The organism is Paenibacillus lentus (assembly GCF_042714055.1).
GTDB classification, from domain to species: Bacteria; Bacillota; Bacilli; order Paenibacillales; family Paenibacillaceae; genus Fontibacillus; species Fontibacillus lentus_A.
This window is the reverse complement of the sequence record NZ_JBHGVC010000007.1, coordinates 184471-203349: the sequence shown is the minus strand read 5'-3', so window position 1 is coordinate 203349 and position 18879 is coordinate 184471. Positions and strand designations below refer to the sequence as shown.

The window sequence follows — 18879 nt, the reverse complement described above, 5'->3', positions numbered from 1 at the left end:
AGCGAAAAAACTAACCGGGACACTATTCAGCGTCCCGGTTTCTTCTGCCTGCACTTCTACTTCTCGGTCAAAATAACATCGTCGATGACAATCTCATGCGGAGTGAAGGATTCACCCGGTACGAATTCCACCCCAAGCTCGCCCTGATCCGCAGATATGGCTGCGTCCGATTCGTCGCTCGAATACAAATCCCAAGAGTCTGTTCCGGCTGAGAAATCCCTGTTGAGCAAACTATGTTCTTCCGGCTCTGGAGCCGTTTCCAGAGCAGCCTCTCCGTCCTCTATTTCCCTGATGACGATATCATCGATATACAAGGTATGCGGTGCGGTGAAGTCGGTTGTCCCTTTGCCAATCAAATAATTGAGCTTCAGTGGATGATCCGAGTCCACCGTAAAGTGGTGCGTAAATACTTGGCTGTCCCCCGTTACGTTGAACTTGGCCTGACCTGCAGAGGTGCCCGTGAACTCTACGATGATATCCCGATTCACCGTGGAGCGAGCCGCGAAGCTCAGCTCATAGGTTTTGCCGGCCATTACCGGAATATCGTTCTGGAACCATTGATTGCTCCAGTTATTTGGCCCGAGTCCCGAAATGGCCAGCACCGCTTCTCCACCTTCAGCCGAGAATTCGAACACGCCTCCGTCTCCGAACCAGGTATTCCATCCCGCCGTACCTTCCTGAAACGAGCCGTTCGTGATCAGGTTTCCGTCACTTTCCAGCATCGTTTGCTTGACTATTGCATCTGCATATCCTTCGGCCTGCACAACAATTTCATAATTTCCCCCAGCAGGAAACAAATGTGCCGGAAGAAGGAGCTTTCCGGGTTCGAGCCTGTAGTCGCTTACCGGAGCTCCGTTTATTTTCATGGCCGTTACCGCGCTTCTCCATTCGCTGTCATCCTGGAAGCTGATCTCAATCGCCTGCCCCACCTGGCGGTTCGTCGTGTCCGCAAACAATCCCGGAGCCGGCAATACCGGGGCGTTCTTCACCTTTAGCACCACATTGTCCAAGATAACATCATGCGGCGTTCCGATTACTCCATCCCCCACATCCCCTAGCAAAAACTTAAGCGCTGCAATTTCATTCTCGGGAATACGGAATTCATAAGTATAACGGTTCGTCTCGGGAGACAGATCTATCGTCTGCGCAAAATGAGCCGTATAGCTGGAATTCTCCACCGTGACCTTCATTTTTCGCTCCACCGTGGAGCTGGCATCAAATTCAAGCGCATAAGCCAGTCCTTTGGAGACAGACAATCCGTCTTGAAAAAACAGCACCGAATGCGGCATGCTTCCGCTATTGGTAATTTGCAGCTTCGCTTGGCCGTTCTCTACAGCTGCTTGGGAAGCTCCCCCGCCTTCCGGGTTTACAAGCTGCCACGGGCTTAATCCCTGGCTGAAATCGCCATTAACCAGCGGATAGAACACGGTTCCCGGCTCAAAATATTCACTCGTCCGAACCAGGCGAATATTATCCAGCTGAACCGTTCCCGCAGCGCCTCCCAGATGGAATACGATTTGCGCCGCTTCATCGGAAGCCCCCTCCATCTTGAAGCCAGCCGTCAATCGGCGTGTCTCTGGATCCAACGTAAGCTGCTGCCTGCCGTAGGAAATGCCGTCCTTGCTCATCAGCTCCACTTCGATCGGGCGATTAGCCGCTGCCTTCCCGTCGAAGGACAGCTCGTATTCCAGCCCTTGAATCAATTGCAGTCCACGCTGGACGAGTTGAATACTATGGAGTCCGCTGCCGCCCTGCGCTACAGCCAAATTGAACTTGCGCTCTGCCGGATCAACGCTCGCCACGGCTGAGGCTCCGTCGCTCTTGAGTACATGCCAGTAAGTGAGCCGATTCGCTTCGCCTTGATCGAAGGTGCCGTTGTAAATGTGATTGCCGTCGCCAAGCGGAATTTTAGCTGCATCATGATCAAATTCCAGCCCGCTCACTTCCTCCAAACGGACATTGCCGAACCATACGGGATGCGTACTCAGTCCCAGGTTGAACTCGATCCGTGCTGCCGCATCAGAATCCTGCTTCATTTGGAACGTCATTTCATACCGCTTCATCTCTTGATCCAAATCGGCTTGCAGCGCCTGAGAATAGGCCGTGAATCCGCGATCAGCCCCGCCAGTCAGCTTCACGTTCATACTTCTTGCCGCATCCGATTTGGCATCAAAGCTAAGTTTATAGTAGCGTCCCTTCGCTAAAGAAACGATGCCAAGCGGCTGTACGGAATAAGGCTGATTCCCGCCGCTGCGAATGGAGACCTTGGCATATTTCCCGGAACCGATTTGCTCAAGGGCGAGCTCGCCGTCCCCGCCTTCTCCGGTAAATAAATTCCAGTAATCGGTATAAGGCACGCTGGCAATTTGCGGAATACCCGGCTGTTCATTGTGCTTCATGAAATCTCCGTTGCGCATCAGGTTGCCGTCTTCCAGCGGGGCAATCGACCCTGCCGGATAATCCTCCTGCGGAAAAGCTGGAGGCACCGGTTGACGATACTCTCGGCCCGTCAATTCATAAACGCGCACATAATCGATATGCATGTCGGCAGGGAATACCGTATCCGCTTCTGGATTACCGTCAAAATTACCGCCTACCGCCAGGTTCATGATGAGATGGAACTGCTCGTCGAATGGCGCAGGATAAGCATTGTTGATCGGCTGTCCCTTGCTCTTGCTGAACCAGTCATTTTGCGTCGAGTACAACTCTCCGTCAACATACCAACGCAGTTCTCCCGGCTCCCATTCGAGGCCGTAGACATGATAGTCTTCTGTGGTCGAACCGTCGTTAAAATAATACTCCTTCCCGGAATACGTATTATCCGGCCACTGACCGCCATAGTGAAGCGTTCCGCCCACTCTGCCCGTATCGCTGCCCCAGCCTTCCATAATGTCGATTTCACCTGAGGCAGCCCAGGTTCCGTACACGTCATGCTCCGGGAGCATCCAGATTGCCGGCCATAAGCCTTTCCCGCCAGGCAGCTTAGCACGAATTTCAAACTTTCCGTACTTCTTGCTGAATAATCCCTTGGTCTTGATTCGGGTTGAAGTGTAATCGTAGCCCTGGTATTTGTTAGGTTCCTTAATGGCGGTAATGACCAGCTTACCGTCTTCCACCCTCACATTTTCAGGACGGTCTGTGTAATATTGCAGCTCCCGGTTGCCCCATCCCGGGTTTCCGACCGATTCCCCGTTCGTCAGATCAAACGTCCATTTGCTGCGGTCGATCGATGTGCCTGCGAATTCATCGTTCCAAACCAAGGTCCATAGCGGCACCGGAATCTCCCCGCCTCCATTGCCGCCGCCGGAGCCGCCCGAGCTCCCGGAGCCGCCGCTGCTCGTTCCTGACGATGGACCGACCGGCGCTGTCACCGTTGAAGAAGCTTCTCCAAGCTTCACTTGAGCATGCTTGCCGCGGGATAAGGCCTTCCCGTTCACCGTAAACCCGTTGGCTTCATTGTCCAGCTCCCCAATGCTTCCAACGCCGGTAACCGAAGATGCCCCAATTCCTTGATCCACAATAAGCTTATCGATCACAGCCCCCTTGTTCAGGATAATATGTGCTGCACGCTTCAAGCGCAGCGTCTGCACATTTCCGGTTAAGGACAGCGTTGGAACTGCAGCCGTATCAGCGCCAAGCCCGTTTTTGGAACCTGTGCCTGGAACCACCTCCACCTGCGGATAACTTCCCAACAGCTCTACCTGCCCTGCCCCCGGGGCCAGCTCAACCAGGCCGATAGTTGTCCCGTCGTTGCCGGCTTGTTCCAGCCTCGCATGGCGATTAATGCGAACACCCTCAACATGTGTTGCACCGCTGATCAGCACCCGTACCTTCCCGTCTCTTCGATCAATATCCAATTGCTGAACGTTCGAGTCATGTATGACGATGCTGTTCTCCCCGCCACCTTGAACATAGACCGTGTTCTGAACATCGACTTGATCCATCCGGGAGTCACCTTCCCCAATTCCCTCAGCGAAATAAATATTGCCCGATACCTTTCCGTCTTTGATCCTCGCACCCGGCTGATTAATGACCACATTTCCCTGCAACTGACCGAGCGTTGCCTCACCTTTTTGATAAATAAAGGTGCTAACCAGCCTATCCAGAATAGACATAAGCTCTCCGCGGGTAACGGGCCGCTCAGGCTGGAACGTGCCATCCTCATAACCGTAAATATATGATGCTGCCGACAATGCTTGAATAGCCTGACGTGTCTGTAAATCCAATGCTTCAATATCCTTATACTTAACCTGTTCCTGCGCCTCCTGAGTTTCCGGTGTTTTCTGCACGGCTGCTTCCCTCGTAAAACCAAACAGCACAGCTAGGCTGTGGGCAGCCTCTGCCCGCGTCAGCCTGCCACCCGCATATGGCTGAAGCTGATCTGCCCCCGGCAAGTACCCCGACTGAATCGCCGCAGATAGATGTTGGGCATACCATGCATTCTCCGGGATTTCTGCCAACCGATTCGGATCCCCCTTGATTCCAAAAATCCGATTAACGATTGCCGCATATTCGGCCCTCGTCACGGGCTGATCAGGGCGCAGCGAACCATCCATGTACCCTTGTATAACTCCGGCTGCACTCCAATTTTGCAATGCCTCGGCCGACCAATGATCATAAACCGAAATTTTCGAAACCGGTTTCGATTTCTTGGTTGCAAAAGCTGCCGAGCCTGAAAAAGCAGTAGAAACTGTCATCCATACCGCCAACCACAATGAAACTGTCCTTTGCCTCAAAATTCTCCCCTCGACTTTCGGAATATTTTATGAAGCGCTTTCAAAACATATCATAGGGCAGTTCATGTTCAAGGTCAATTCATTTTTTTCATGAATGAACCGTTTATCTTTATTTTTTCGCAGGTTAGTTCGTATTGCGATACCCGCTTCACGTTTGAATACGGCGATATGGGGTAAACTCCAAGTAAGACTTTAACTTCAAGCCTGTAAACTTCAATAAGGAGGGATTCCCTTGACCGAAAATTCTAAGTATCCGAAGACTGAAGCCGCTGATCACGAGTATGAGAGATATCAGGTATTAAGAGAATATCGTCCCGAGAATGATGTTCCGAGCGACGACCTGCTTCCGCATGATACTCGTATTACCCAGGCTCTTAGCGAGGATGATTCCCGCGATAGTAAAGATGTTGAGAGGGAAAATAATGAATTTCCTGATGTGCCTGATGCCGATGATATAGCCGAAAACAGTCCGGTTGACCCGGTAGCTCCCGATCCGAACGGGATGCCCGGTATTGACGTGCTGAATGGCTACAGCGGGGAAGATGATGATTCTCCGCGTTCCTAATTTCAAGTGAGCTTTAAGCTAAAAAACCTCTCCGCCAGAGACCCCGACGGAGAGGTTTTGCTATGGCTGCTTATTTTAACGGATCATGCCCGAATAATCGATCTTAATCTTGGCTTTAACGTTGAATTCGAGCTGAGGATATATCCTCTTCCAATCCTCTATTTCCGTGGCATTATTCCAATTCATTGCCGTATATCTTAATCCCCATCCCAGCGGATCCAACCCGGTTCCATGGATTTTTATGAGAAACTGCTTGATATCCTTCTCCCATTGCTTGCTGGCTGCTTTGGAAACCGCTTCAAGAATTTGATCCTTGGTTTCCAGGCCTTGAGTACTATCCTCCAGTATAGCTCTGCCTCCTACATCATACTGCACAACCGTCTTGCCTTCTTTGGATATGATTAACTTGAATTTAGAATGGGTCGTCTCCATATTATAGCTGTAGATACTGCCTTCCATTTCGACATTAAAGCTGGTGCGTAAATTTCGAGTCGTAAGCAGGTTGTATAACCGTGACTCGTCAGGCGTCAACTCTGCACGTACTTTCTGTTTGTCCAGCAGTACTGATTTATTAATGAGAAGCGTATCCTTATCCTTCCCATTTACTTCAACCAGAGGCAAAATAGGATCTAATCCACGCTCCGACAGATGCCGTCTAAAGTTATATGAGTATATACTTACGATAAAAGGAGACTCCGTTCCTTCCTTCCCTAAGCTTAAAATAAGGGCGTTTGCGGGAACTCGTTCGCTTTTTGGGCGCAGGTTCAGCACTTCCTTCGCATTGGGCCTAGCTATTCCGTTATAGGCTACTAACTGGATATCTCTACGCCTGACCATCCAGTCGGTCATCTGGGTTATATTATTCTTGGCATAGTCTTCTCCGAATAATAATGTCTTGCAATGACTAAAATCCAATTCTTTATCTACCTTTGATTTCAACAAACGGATCGCCTCCGGAATGCTGTCAGAAATTTGCGAGATGATAACCGCTTCCTGATTTCTTTTTGTCGGGTCTCCTTCAGGAATAGCAAGCTTGAGGGTTACCTCGATTAAGTTTTCTTTATCCCCGCCTTGCCCGCTGTTTTCGCTCTCCTCATTTCCGGCAGCGGAATCAATCCCGAAAGCCAGTACGAAGGAACGCTTATCCACATCTTTCAACTGGCAGCCTGCAAGAAGCATACTCATGGTACACAGCATCATAACGAGCAACATATACAGCCATCTACTCATGCCCTCTTCTTCCTCCTCCGGTACGCGACAAATATCGTTGAAACAAGCAGTACCTCTCCAATCAAACGAACATTAAGAAACAACTGCCCAAATAGAGTTAATTTCACCTGATCAAAATAGAAACCCATCCCGATCGTAGCTAAGGTCATCGGAACAAGAATCCACCAATCCTTATTGTATGCGGTTTTCAAATTCTTCTTCTTTTTGAAGGAAAATGCCTTTATTATTTCTAACGCGATATGCCAATGAATGACCGCGGTAACCAGCGATAGGGATAAATAGGTGAAGTAGAACATAAACAGCACGCGTTCAACAACGAAAAATTCACTGCGAATAGAATCTGCTGTCGAGAACCAGGGATATACCTGATCCTCCACGCCGATCGTTCCGTGATAACCTATGGGAACAAGCAAGGTGATGAGCAGAATCAACAATCCGGATACAGGAATCATCCATAAATGCCTAGGCTTCATGCTTTTAAAAGCACGATTAAAAATAGCCAGGTTGACATAGCCCGTAAAAATAAACGTCGCCCCTGCAATAGTGTTGTAATTAGGCATGCTCCAAAGATGAGTAATCACTTGCATAACGGCATCCCAACTAAAATAAGGATTCAGCAAAGCCTTGAACAGCATATAAACTACTAATGGAACGTTAATAATGATCGTTATTTCAAGGGCATACAGGATAGAATCCGTTTTAAGTCGACTGGACAGGGTAACCAACAGTAAAAATACGAGGATTGCAAATAGGGGAGAAACATCAGGACTGATGTAGCGAATCGTAATGTCCACAAAAGAAACTAAAGTTATAGCGCCTGATTCATACCATAGGAACGCCAAAATAGTGAGCAAAGGAATGCCAATCATCCTGGGGAGACTGGTAAGGACAATTTCAGGCAGCCCCTCCCCGGGAAAATGGCCAATTAGCTTCGTAAAACTGACCAACAGCGTTGTCCCAATTACGACCGAAAGGAATATGGACATTAGCGCTCCCTCGAAGCGATTGTCGATCAAGACTCTAGGAACAAAGTTAATAATGTTGATTAACGCATTGATCAAAAACAAATAGTAGAAATATTTTTCCTTAACCATTCTGCTTATCTCCCTTGCCACGTTTGCCATCTATAGCAAAGATCTTCAAATACGGCTTACCGAAGCTTCGCATGCCGGATAAATACATGACGATCCCCACCGTACTCACTACGATGCCGATTAAGCCGAACGTAGCCGCAAAAAAAATAAGAAAATATTTAAGCACTCGTACAGTAAAAGCCATCATATTCAGTGGAATAACAAAATTGGAAATAGCAACAGCGGATACGATAATGATCATAATGTTACTTACCAGCCCAGCCTCTGTTGCGGCTTGGCCTAGAATGAGGCCGCCAACCGTCGTCGCAGTCGGCCCGATTGCTTTCGGAAGACGCAAACTGGCCTCAATTAGGAATTCCATCATCAGCAGCATCAATACAACCTCTACGAAAGACGGATAAGGTACGGCGGCACGGCTGCCCGCTATAAGAAGCGTAATCTGCACCTTTAAAATTTCCGGGTTATAGGAGGTAAAGGCCACATAGAAGGCCGGAAGTGTGACGGTTATAAACAGCCCAATATAACGGATCATTTTCATGAACCATCCGACCAGCGGAAGCTGGATTTTATCATCCATTGCCGTGAAGAAATCATTGAATACGCTTGGAGCTATAATAGCGTAGCCTACCGTATTCATTAGGACAGCTACCTTGCCTTCTGCCAGATTAAATATGACCCGGTCAGGCCTTTCCGTTACAATCGTAGTTGGAAATAAGCGGTACTTATGCTCGCTGAGGAATTTCTCCAGCTCCCCTGCAGACTGTAGAAGATCTACTGATATTTGCGACAGACGCTTCATCATTTCATTCAGCACCTCCCGGTCTACCCGGGAATCATCGTACATGACAGCTACCATATTTTTGGATACATTACCGATCGTTAACGCTTCGATCTTTAATTCCTTGGACTGATAACGACGGCGAATCAAATTGATATTGCATTCGATATTTTCTGTTAAAGCATCATTCGGGCCCTGAACGATCGCCTCCGTTACACTTGAAGAAATGCCGCTATAATTAATCTTCATCGCATCAAACAAATAGCCGCTGCCTTCAATCTGAATATAAACGTAGCCCTTCAAAACAAATTCCAATACTAGCTTCTTATCCTCGGATGCTTCGCAGCCTGGAAATTCAGATATGTATTTTTTATACGCTAGCAAATCCATTTCATAGCTGGGTAAGACGATGAAACGATTTACCGTATCCGCGTTGCTTAAGCTTTTCAAAAATATAATTTTTATGTCCTGGGATTCCCCCAAGGATCGTTCCTCTAAGTCCATTAGACCGGACAATTGCTCGGACAACCATTCGTCTACCCGTTGTTCGGCACGTTTCGTTGGCATATTAAATATCCTTTCACCTGTACTCAGTCCGGTTATTTTGCCAATGGAACGGTTAAATCATGCATTGACCTGGATCCAATAAAAAAAGCCTAGCGCATTAAGCCCGCCAGACCTGGTTCCTTCCCGATTCCTTCGCCTTATATAATGCCTGATCCGCCTTATCGAGCAGCTGCTCTTCATCGATATCAGGGTATGTCGCACTGCCTGCGGAAATGGTAATATGAATTTCTATTCCTTGAGGCAGCACAAACGTTTGATTCTCCACATTGCTCCGCAAACGCTCCGCGATATTAACGATTTTATCTCTATCACAATGATCTAGGATAATGACAAATTCCTCGCCGCCTTTACGGGCTATCTCATCTCCGGGGCGAAATGTGTCCCGTAAAATGCTGGCAAGCTGGGATAATACCGCATCGCCTGCTGCGTGCCCGTAAGTATCGTTCACTTTTTTAAAGTGGTCGATATCGACCATAAGCAGGGTAAATGGAACATGGTAACGGTGGAAGGACTCTATTTTTTGCTGCAGCAGCACTTCAAACGCCCTGGCATTATACAATCCCGTTAGAAAATCGCGGCGGGCTGCCTCCCTCAACGTGCGAAGGGAGTCCCCCGACTTCTGCAAATATTGCAGCATCGAATAAGTAAAAATCCCGCCAAGGGCGAATACGATACTGAACATGGGGATCGCTTCACTACGTGCATTCCCCTCCAGCGTAAGGTAAAAGCCGACGTTAGAGGTCAAAATAGATAAGGCTAGCGCGGTGAGCCACCTTTTGAAAGAGAGCTTGCGGGGACGAATAAAGAGGAGGGCTATGACCAGTGTAAATATCGCATTTAAACCTCCTCCGAAGATGGAAATAGGACTAACTCCATGCAGAAAAAATACACGGTAAATCGAGATGATCAGCGTCGCGATCCACCCCGAGGTAAACCCGCCGAGATATACCGATATTAATATCGGAAGCTGGCGGAAATCCGCAAATACATGGTGCGTAATTGGAAAAGTGAAATACATATGCACAACGCCAAAAAAGCCTAAAGCAAATCCCAGTACAATGCGCCTGCTTCTATCCTTCAAGCCGCTATTCAGCAAATGTTTGGTTCGAAACATATTTCCAAAGAACAAAAAAGTAGTTAGAGTCGTGAAATTATTGACCAAGCTCTCAAACATCGAAAGTCCCTCGCTGCATACGTAATTATCGGTCGAAAGGATGAGATACCGCAGATGTAAGCATAACATATAAACAAGGGATGAATTATTAAAGTTCGTTAAAAATTGAAATTTTCCGGACAAGCGTAGTATGCATAGAATATTAACGGATTGTCGGACGTTTGGGCCTCCGCAGGAATATATATATCCTATGTTAAGAGCTGTTGCTTTTGAACATATCACTGAGTCAGGAGGAGTTCCCTATGCCCAATTACCGAATTATCGTAGATTTGTCGGATCGGCAATTGTATTTGCTGGATGGAGATACCGTCGTGAGAGCTTTCCCCGTTGGTATTGGTAAGATGGTCACTCAGACCCCAACCGGGGAATATGCCATCATCAACAAGCAGGCGAACCCGGGCGGCCCGTTCGGAGCGTTCTGGATGGGGTTGTCCAAACCCCACTATGGCATCCACGGCACGAACGATCCTTCGTCAATCGGCCACGAAGTGTCCCATGGCTGCATACGTATGTATAACGCGGACGTTTTGACCCTTTCGTCGCTTGTGCCCGTAGGAACCCGAGTAACGATTCGCGCATAATAGCTGTGCATGGCAGGATGTATAACCATGGGCGTCTAAGTCATTTCTGGGTTCTTTTCTTCGGAAGCAGTAAGACGAATCACCGCCTTATATTGGTAATCATGATATAATGAACGCAGTATAAGCCAGGGGTGAACTGTTGATGACAAACGATGATGGGAGTGCAGAACAGAGGACAGCAGGCAGGAATTCCTTGCCTGAGGATAGGAGGCGAACGGGCTCCGCGAGCGATGCACATCACGAAATTATCGGCCAGGAAATAACAGAAGACCGAGATCATGCAACCGGAAATGCGATCGATCATCGGATCGAACATACAACGGAGCCTGCCGCCGTAAATGCAGTCGATCATGCAATCGAATATCCGGCCGAGCAGAATTTTATCGAACCTGCCGAGCTTTGTCTCCTGGCGGGAAAAATCATGCTGCAAAGCGGAGCCGAAACCTATCGCGTCGAGGATACAATGACCCGCATGGCTGTAGCCATGGGTCTTGAAAGCTCCCATAGTTATGTTACCCCTACCGGAATCATGTTCCAATCCAGCGGAGCACAGTCGGCCAAGCTGATTCGCATCGTCGAACGGACGACCGACTTACAGAAGGTAGCCGCTGTGAACGATGTATCACGTAAGCTGGGAAACAGGGATATTACGCCTTCCAATGCACATGCCCGGCTGCTGGACATTGATCGAGCCGGACACGAATACCCGTTACTGCTGCAAATTGTCATTGCCGCGATTGCCAGCGGCTGCTTTACTTATATGTTTAAGGGAGGCATGTCTGACATCCTGCCCGGCATTTTATGCGGCGGGGCGGGATTCGCCATGTTTCTCGCGCTGCACCGATTGATTAAGGTTAAATTTTTTGCGGAGTTCTCCGCCTCGTTCGTGATCGGACTCTTGGCTGTAATATTCGTTGCACTAGGAATCGGACAAGAGCTGGATAAGATTATTATCGGTTCCGTCATGCCGCTCGTTCCCGGATTACTGATTACGAACGCCGTAAGGGATTTGATGGCAGGACATTTGGTCTCAGGCTTATCGCGGGGAGCGGAAGCTTTCCTGACCGCCTTTGCCATCGGCGCGGGCATTGCCGTAGTCGTCACATTTTTCTAGCTGGAAAGAAGGTTGAATCCACAAGATGATATCACCGTCCCTTATATCGCTTACCCTGCATCTTATCACCAGCTTCATTGCTTCTGCTGCCTTCGGCATTCTGTTTAATGCCCCCAGAAGGATGCTACTGCAATGCGGGCTGGCCGGAATGCTCGGCTGGGTCGCCTATGTCCTGCTCGCCCCGCAGCTTGACGCTGTCTTCGCCACGGTTATGGCTACATTTATCGTGGGGGTCGCCAGCCAATTGCTCGCCAGATTATACAAAAAACCAGTCATTCTGTTCAGCGTCTCGGGAATCATTCCCCTCGTTCCGGGGGGACTTGCCTATGATGCCATGCGGCAATTTGTAGAGAGCGAATATAACCTCGCCGTCCAGCTGGCGGCTAAGGCATTCTTAATCTCAGGCTCCATAGCCATCGGACTCGTATTGTCCGAAGTAATTAACCAGATGATTATCAAGCTAACGCTGCGCCGCCCCGCAAATTCCAGAAAGTGACTCGAATACCATCACAAAATTCCAAAACAATAGAGGATATGCAGCGAGTGCATATCCTCTATTGTCGTCATAACTTCCCCATGATCATGTTGTGGTCGATATCTACAATGATTTGCCGCTTAACTCAAATTCCGTCTGATGCAGCTCTTTAATCATCCGTCGGAGGAAATGACTCTCTTGATCTTTCAATCCATATTGGTTCTCCTTGACGAGCATCTCACCTACCTGTCTTCTCAATAGCTCATTACGGCGCTCCAACACTTCATCATAAGCCAAGTTCAAGTCAACTCCTCAGTATTATTTGAAAAACATCTCTAATTATAAAGTGTTGCGGCTCTTAGTGAAAACGCAGCATGACTGCATCCTCATAGCTGAGACGGTGTCACCTTAATACTCACGCTCTCTGCACCTAGTACTCGTAAATATCCGCACAAATGCTCACATATCGTCCATATTCCTCCCATTTCATGTAAACAGCGTATTAAATGAGAGCTAACCAGCTTGGATCAAGTGCAAAATTTTGTTTAGTTTTTAGAAATAAAGCAAAGGGTATAAAGATAAATAACAACGAAAAGTCACACATGCTATTTACATGAACAGGAGGAACAACAGATGAATTTAAAAGGGAAAGGCTGCCTGGTTCCGATCGTAATCGTTGCCGCGGTAATCATTATCGGCATTGCATTATTCGCAGGAAATTACAATAAGTTCATGACCTCCGAGGAAACGGTAAACCAGGAGTGGAGCAAAATTGACGTACAATTGCAGCGGAGATACGATCTCATTCCAAATCTGGTCAACACGGTCAAGGGATATGCCAAGCATGAAAAAGAAGTGATTAAAGAAGTTTCCGATGCACGGGCAGCGCTGGGCGGAGCACGTACACCCGATGAGCTCGCTGCGGCTGACCAGCAGCTCCAGGGCGCGCTCAGCCGTTTGCTGGTGATCGTGGAAAACTACCCTACGCTGAAGGCAGATGCCCAGTTCACACAGCTCATGGATGAGCTGGCCGGAACGGAGAACCGCATCGCAGTCGCCCGCAGCGACTACAACAATGCGGTCGCAGAGTACAACAAGCTGATTCGGCGTTTCCCCGGGGTGTTTATCGCGCGGATGATGGGTTTCAATGAAAAGCAATACTTTGAGACTACAGCGGAGTCAAGGACGAATCCGGAGGTTGATTTCGGAACCGATGATACTTCGTGGATTCCGATGCGGCCAAGTTCCCGTCTTCAGCCTACTCGTCTAACGCCGGAAGGTGAATGGGCATGAGCCCTACAATCAGCCGAAAACAATCGATTCGGGGATTGCTCCGGCTCCTCGCTCTGAGCCTGCTTGTATTCACGAGCTTTGGGCCGGGCGCCGCGGCTGCACCGAAGATCCCCGATCCCCAAGGGGATATCTATGTTCAGGATTTCGAGCATATTCTGTCTGCGGAGCAGTCGCAATATATCCTTTCACTCGGCCGAGCGCTTGAAGATCGCACGAAAGCCCAGATTGCCGTGTTAACCGTGCCCTCCTTGGGGGATGAGCCCATCGAGGAATATGCGCTTCAAGCTCTGCGGACTTACCGGCTGGGCGATGCCAAGCTGAATAACGGCGTACTGCTGTTAGTCTCCTTAGGCGACAACCAGCCCGGGAACCGCCAGGTTCGCATCGAGGTCGGCTACGGCTTGGAAGGTGCGCTGCCCGACGGCAAGACAGGACGGATTCTCGACCAGGTCACCATACCTTACATCGTTAATCAGGAGCCTGGACAAGGCATTGTCGAAACATACAAAGTCCTGTACAACGAGGTTGCGAAGGAATATGGCGTAGAGGGAGAGTTGAGCCCTCAGGAAGTAACCCTGCCGAGCTCCGCCGCTTCGGGAGAAGGCGGCGGCATGTCCTTACTCTGGGTCATCATCATCGGGGCTTTCCTCATCATCGACATCGTATTTTTTCGTGGAACGTTCACCCTGCTCCTCCTGTCCATTCTCGGCCGGGGCGGAGGCGGCTTCCGCGGCGGTGGGGGTGGAGGCGGCTTTCGCGGCGGGGGTGGAGGTTCATCCGGCGGCGGCGGAGCGAGCCGCAGATTTTAGTCCCCAGTTCTCATCCGGTAGGCGGTATAATAGGGAGTAATACGAACTATCAACCACAAGGGAGAGAACTGTGTTCATGACATCTTCATCGCAGCAACGAGCCGTGTTCTTCGATCTCGACGACACGCTGTACGATCATCTCATTCCTTTTCGCGCCGCACTGACAAATATACTGGCGACGAAAGAAGAATTTCCCTATGAACAGGCCTATCACCGGATGCGTTACTACAGCGACGCTCTGTCCGCCGAACTTGGGGGCACGCCGACTCACGGCGAAGAACTCCATCAAATGCGGAGACGCCGCTTCCAGCTGGCATTGGCCGAATTTAACCTGCAGCTTACGCCGGAGCAAGCACAGGCCATACAGGATGAGTATCTCAGCTTGCAATATGCCATTGAGTTGTTCGACGGCGTGAAGGAGCTGATCACGGAGCTTAAAGCCAGAAGCTTCGTAATCGGCGTAATTACGAACGGGCCGCCCGACCACCAACTGAACAAAATTCAGGCCCTGTCTCTAACCAGGCTCATTCCGGAAGAATTAATTTATATCTCAGGAGCCGTCGGGTTTACCAAGCCGGATGAACGCCTGTTTCGGCACGTGACCGACCAGCTCGGACTGGCTCCCGAGAACTGCTGCTATATCGGCGACTCTTGGCGCAACGATGTCGTCGGCGCACTTGATGCGGGCTGGAAGGTGCTGTGGTTCAATCACCGCAGCGTCGAGCCGGAATCGGATCACCAGCCGCATCACCTAGTGAACGCATATCCAGAAATTGCGAAGGTGCTCCTGCAAAGAATGTAATGTTATTATCATTCCAAAAATAAAGAACCTGACAACTTGCATGTCAGGTTCTTTATGCTGCAGCACGCAGCTAGAATGCTCCGGTTCCTCCGCCGTCCCCTCCTCCGCCTCCGCCTCCGCCGGAGAAGCCGCCACCGCTGCCGGAAGAGGGATCCGGAGGCATGTAGGAGATCGACCTCTGGGAATAGACAAGCCCCTCAATAGCCGATTGGCTTATGCGCGAAACAATGGACTGCAAGGCCTCGTCATCCGACCGGCGTTTCATCGCCTTCAGAAGCTGCGGGCCTGCATCCAGCACGAGAGCAAACTCGGCCAGCCTGAGGCTTGACTCAGGATCATAACATCCAGAGCGGGAATAAGCTTTTCCCCGCTTAAGCCTTCTGCGCCAATAACGAAGCGCTGCATGATACTTCCATCCTTTTAATGTCAACGTATAAGGCCGAAGAATAATAGCAAGCAGAAAAGTCACCACGACTAGCAAAGCATAGGTAACTGCAGCAGAGCTGTCATAAAGAAAACCGGCAGCTCCAAAGCAGGCAAGATAATATAGTCCCGTAAGCCATCTTCGCTTAGGAAAGGCAAGGGCAAATCCGGCTGCCGTTCCAAGAATCAGAAAGCCCCAGCCCATTTCCGCTGTCGATGAGACATCAGCGTAGAAGAGCGTAAGTATAATGATGAAATGCATGATAATCAGAGCAGGCCTTAAAATCCGGCGAAAACGGTTAGGGTACACGTACTCATTATATTCCTCCGTACGGTCAAGCCATTCGCGCCATTGTTTGAAATCGGTATGAATTCGTTCGAAAAGACGACGATAACGTCCCTGGTCGTAAGTATCCTTCTTCTCCTTTCGCGTAGGCCCTGCAAATCGATCCGTCTCCAGCTTCTTGCCGTAAAAGAACTTATTCAGGAAAAAATTCTCCGCTTCGCTCAGTGAGGAACGCCTTCCCGTAAACAAGAACTCCGGCATAATGTCCGGAGCCTTGCTATCGGTCAAGAACCGTTTGGGTGCCGTCTTCTCTTCCATCGTCACGAGCCCTTTATGCCGCATAGAGAACACCCCTGCAAAAATATCCCGCTTCTTAAGCCGCCCCTTACGGTAAATATATACCGCAAGCAGCGGATCAATCTGATCCAGCTTCTCGTACGGCAGGCTACTGCGGAGCAACCACCCTGCGATTCTTTTAAACGGCAATATTTGAAGCAGTAGGAGCAGCAAGGCTCCATAGGACAGTATCTTCAGCACGGAATCGGCAATCGATAAATGATCCAGCCGCTTAAGGAGCCGCTGCTCCCGTTCCCGCTCCTCGGCCAAAGCCTGTTCCAATGGTAGCGACTCCGAACGTGCAGTTGTTTCACTTAACCAATTCGCCGGAAACAACAATCTTAAGCGCGCCGTACCATCCTGATCGAGCAGCTTATTGTAATAATGGATGTAAGCTCCCCCGTCTCCTCCGGTCTTTGCCGCAACCTGGCCGCCGGAACGGTCATGGAGAAAATAATGGATTTTATTCTCGTCATAAGGCTCTTGTAGCTGTAAGTCTATCGTTACATGATGGATATCATCATTATTATTTTTAAAAAAGCTCCACGCCAATTCGCCCGTGTCCGCATAGCGGACGGCAGCCCCCTTGATCCGGTAGCGGTAATAGACTCGCTTCGTCTCATCCGAGGATGGCATATGTATATAGTAAGTATCATTCTCTTTATTAAAATCAACAGCGAGACGCTGCAAATTGTCGTATGTAAAGTCTTCAAAACGCTTTCCATCCGGCGGAATATACGCTTCAAAAAACTGAATCCCCTCATGCCCCTTTGGATCGACATACCGCGTCATTCCTTTCCAGCTTCCTTCAAAGCGATAGGTGAATAACTCCTGTACAAAAAGATCGCCATCCGGCATGATTCTCGCCGACACATCCACCTGCTCCATCGTAAACTTCTTGTTTCCCCCGCAGCCCGCCAGCATAACAATTATTAGGGCAAATGGGATCCACAACCATCTCCTCATCCTGTCACCTCAGTCGTAAAATCTTCAAACTATTATAAACGAATTTAAATTAAAAGAAACTAAAGCGATGAAAATGCAGCAAGCCCGTCCTTATGCTAAGGGCGGGCTTGCTTCAGCAATCTATGAAAATTTGCGTATAATTTCAAATCGTCCTCAGTTTCGAGTCCGTACTACTGTTCCGCGTAAAGGTGGTCGGGTCGGTTCAAATCAACGACTTTCCAGTTCCATCCAGTTTTTGCGAATCAGCTTCTGATACCAGTAATAGCTCTCTTTCGGTGTGCGCACCTGAGTTCTGTAATCCACATAGATTAAGCCGAAGCGGCAGGAGTATCCGAACGCCCATTCAAAGTTGTCCATCAGCGACCAGGTGAGATAACCTTTCAAATTCACGCCGGACTCGATCGCTCTGCCCAGTTCGGCAACATGGCTCTCTAGAAATTTGATGCGGCGCACATCGTTTACTTTTCCATCTACCACTTCGTCATTGTAGCAGGCGCCGTTCTCGGTAATATAAATCGGAATTGGCCCGAACTGCTCGGTCAGCCAGCTTAAGGTCAAATATAGGCCTTCCGGGAAAATAAACCAGCCCTTATCCGATTTGTCGTAGCCGAGGTCGACATGCTCCAGATCCAGATAGTTGTTGCCTTCCTTATGGCGTACAATATTACCGCCGTAGAAGTTCAAGCCTAGGAAATCGATCTTCTGCGAAATGATCTCCATGTCCCCCGGCTCAATGACGGGCTCGGCACCCTTCGTCTTGATCCAGGCGGCCATTTCCTCCGGGTATTTGCCTGTAAATACTGGGGTCACAAACCAGGTGTAAATGGAAAATGCCCGATAAGCCGCATCGATATCCTCCTGTTTGCGGGAGAACGGCTCATACCAATAAATATCCGGCGCATAGCCAATCTCGCCCGCTGTCCCGAGCTCGCGGAACTTCGCTACCGTCTTGCCATGCGCTACCAGCAAGTGGTGCCCTACTTGAATGGCTGACTGCCAGCTCATGATCCCCGGTGCATGTCTGCCCAGCAAATGGCCGTTAATCGCGGTACACCACGGCTCATTGAACGTCATCCAATGCTTGATCAAGCCATCAAATTCGCGGAACATCGTTTCGGCAAACATGACAAAGGCATCGATCGTCTCTCTGTTCTCCCAGCCGCCCTTTTCCTGCAGCGCCTGCGGCAGCTCCCAATGGTACAACGTGCAGAAGGGCTCAATCCCATTCTCAAGCAGCTTATTCACCATGCGTTTATAATGCTCGATTCCTTGGCGATTGACCTCGCCAAAGCCCTGCGGGTAAATTCGCGGCCAGGATACCGAGAAGCGGTAGGCTTTAACGCCAAGCTCTTTCATCAGCTCGATATCTTCTTCGTAACGATTATAACTGTCGCAGGCAATGCTTGCGTCGTCGCCTTGAAAGATTTTGCCGGGCGTTGCCGCCATTACGTCCCAAATGCTCGGGCCGCGTCCATCCTTATCCAAGGAGCCTTCGATTTGATAAGCTGAGGTCGACACGCCCCAGACGAAGTTTTCCGGAAATTGTATAATGGTCACTTTGAATTCCTCCTGCCAAAATAATAGATTTGATCGGGTACGATCCATGCTGTTCTTATTTTGTATAAAGCTCTTATCTTCATATAGTGAGTT

The 18879-nt window shown here is 49.3% G+C and carries 15 protein-coding genes; 7 read left to right on the top strand and 8 right to left on the bottom strand.

Annotated features, from left to right (window positions below; genetic code table 11):
• Nucleotides 1-56: 56 nt before the first annotated feature.
• Nucleotides 57-4697, bottom strand: coding sequence for a carbohydrate binding domain-containing protein (locus tag ACE3MQ_RS17620; protein WP_379394975.1), 4641 nt, complete (start codon nt 4695-4697; stop codon nt 57-59).
• A gap of 271 nt (nt 4698-4968) precedes the next feature.
• On the opposite strand from ACE3MQ_RS17620, the gene ACE3MQ_RS17615 reads away from it, so the two are divergent.
• On the top strand, nt 4969-5301 hold the full coding sequence (locus ACE3MQ_RS17615) for a hypothetical protein (protein ID WP_379394973.1): 333 nt from the start codon (nt 4969-4971) through the stop codon (nt 5299-5301).
• A 75-nt stretch (nt 5302-5376) separates the two neighbouring features.
• Here the strand turns inward: ACE3MQ_RS17615 and ACE3MQ_RS17610 are convergent, their stop codons facing one another.
• The 4 genes from ACE3MQ_RS17610 to ACE3MQ_RS17595 all read right to left on the bottom strand — a co-directional run bounded on the left by ACE3MQ_RS17610 (nt 5377) and on the right by ACE3MQ_RS17595 (nt 10144).
• On the bottom strand, nt 5377-6531 hold the full coding sequence (locus ACE3MQ_RS17610; RefSeq protein ID WP_379394971.1) for a Ger(x)C family spore germination protein: 1155 nt from the start codon (nt 6529-6531) through the stop codon (nt 5377-5379).
• The gene (locus ACE3MQ_RS17605) at nt 6528-7625 is read right to left on the bottom strand and encodes a hypothetical protein (protein WP_379394969.1); all 1098 of its coding nucleotides are present in this window, start codon (nt 7623-7625) and stop codon (nt 6528-6530) included. Before ACE3MQ_RS17605 ends, ACE3MQ_RS17610 begins: the two co-directional genes overlap by 4 nt.
• Nucleotides 7618-8970 carry a spore germination protein gene (locus ACE3MQ_RS17600; protein WP_379394967.1) on the bottom strand — a complete coding sequence of 451 codons (1353 nt, stop codon included), beginning with the start codon at nt 8968-8970 and terminating at the stop codon, nt 7618-7620. The genes ACE3MQ_RS17605 and ACE3MQ_RS17600 overlap by 8 nt, the downstream gene beginning before the upstream one ends.
• Nucleotides 8971-9067: 97 nt before the next feature.
• On the bottom strand, nt 9068-10144 hold the full coding sequence (locus ACE3MQ_RS17595) for a diguanylate cyclase (protein ID WP_379394965.1): 1077 nt from the start codon (nt 10142-10144) through the stop codon (nt 9068-9070).
• Between the two features lie 242 nt (nt 10145-10386).
• Between ACE3MQ_RS17595 and ACE3MQ_RS17590 the strand changes: the two genes are divergently transcribed.
• The 3 genes from ACE3MQ_RS17590 to ACE3MQ_RS17580 all read left to right on the top strand — a co-directional run bounded on the left by ACE3MQ_RS17590 (nt 10387) and on the right by ACE3MQ_RS17580 (nt 12335).
• Nucleotides 10387-10725 (top strand): L,D-transpeptidase, encoded by a 339-nt coding sequence (locus ACE3MQ_RS17590; protein ID WP_379394963.1) that lies wholly within the window; start codon nt 10387-10389, stop codon nt 10723-10725.
• Between the two features lie 355 nt (nt 10726-11080).
• A complete protein-coding gene (locus ACE3MQ_RS17585) occupies nt 11081-11839 on the top strand; it encodes a threonine/serine exporter family protein (RefSeq protein ID WP_379395118.1) in 759 nt (252 codons plus the stop codon).
• A 25-nt stretch (nt 11840-11864) separates the two neighbouring features.
• Nucleotides 11865-12335 (top strand): threonine/serine exporter family protein, encoded by a 471-nt coding sequence (locus ACE3MQ_RS17580; RefSeq protein WP_379394961.1) that lies wholly within the window; start codon nt 11865-11867, stop codon nt 12333-12335.
• Nucleotides 12336-12437: 102 nt separating this feature from the next.
• Here ACE3MQ_RS17580 and ACE3MQ_RS17575 read toward each other — a convergent pair whose 3' ends face one another.
• Nucleotides 12438-12611 carry a hypothetical protein gene (locus ACE3MQ_RS17575; protein WP_379394959.1) on the bottom strand — a complete coding sequence of 58 codons (174 nt, stop codon included), beginning with the start codon at nt 12609-12611 and terminating at the stop codon, nt 12438-12440.
• 336 nt (nt 12612-12947) lie between these two features.
• On the opposite strand from ACE3MQ_RS17575, the gene ACE3MQ_RS17570 reads away from it, so the two are divergent.
• The 3 genes from ACE3MQ_RS17570 to ACE3MQ_RS17560 all read left to right on the top strand — a co-directional run bounded on the left by ACE3MQ_RS17570 (nt 12948) and on the right by ACE3MQ_RS17560 (nt 15218).
• Nucleotides 12948-13607: a LemA family protein gene (locus tag ACE3MQ_RS17570; RefSeq protein WP_379394957.1), complete on the top strand. Its 660-nt coding sequence runs from the start codon at nt 12948-12950 to the stop codon at nt 13605-13607.
• Nucleotides 13604-14416 (top strand): TPM domain-containing protein, encoded by an 813-nt coding sequence (locus ACE3MQ_RS17565; protein WP_379394955.1) that lies wholly within the window; start codon nt 13604-13606, stop codon nt 14414-14416. The genes ACE3MQ_RS17570 and ACE3MQ_RS17565 overlap by 4 nt, the downstream gene beginning before the upstream one ends.
• Before the next feature lie 76 nt (nt 14417-14492).
• Nucleotides 14493-15218: an HAD family hydrolase gene (locus ACE3MQ_RS17560; protein ID WP_379394953.1), complete on the top strand. Its 726-nt coding sequence runs from the start codon at nt 14493-14495 to the stop codon at nt 15216-15218.
• Between the two features lie 70 nt (nt 15219-15288).
• Here the strand turns inward: ACE3MQ_RS17560 and ACE3MQ_RS17555 are convergent, their stop codons facing one another.
• The gene (locus tag ACE3MQ_RS17555) at nt 15289-17229 is read right to left on the bottom strand and encodes a DUF2207 domain-containing protein (protein WP_379394951.1); all 1941 of its coding nucleotides are present in this window, start codon (nt 17227-17229) and stop codon (nt 15289-15291) included.
• 207 nt (nt 17230-17436) lie between these two features.
• Nucleotides 17437-18786: a GH1 family beta-glucosidase gene (locus ACE3MQ_RS17550; RefSeq protein WP_379394949.1), complete on the bottom strand. Its 1350-nt coding sequence runs from the start codon at nt 18784-18786 to the stop codon at nt 17437-17439.
• Nucleotides 18787-18879: the final 93 nt, after the last annotated feature.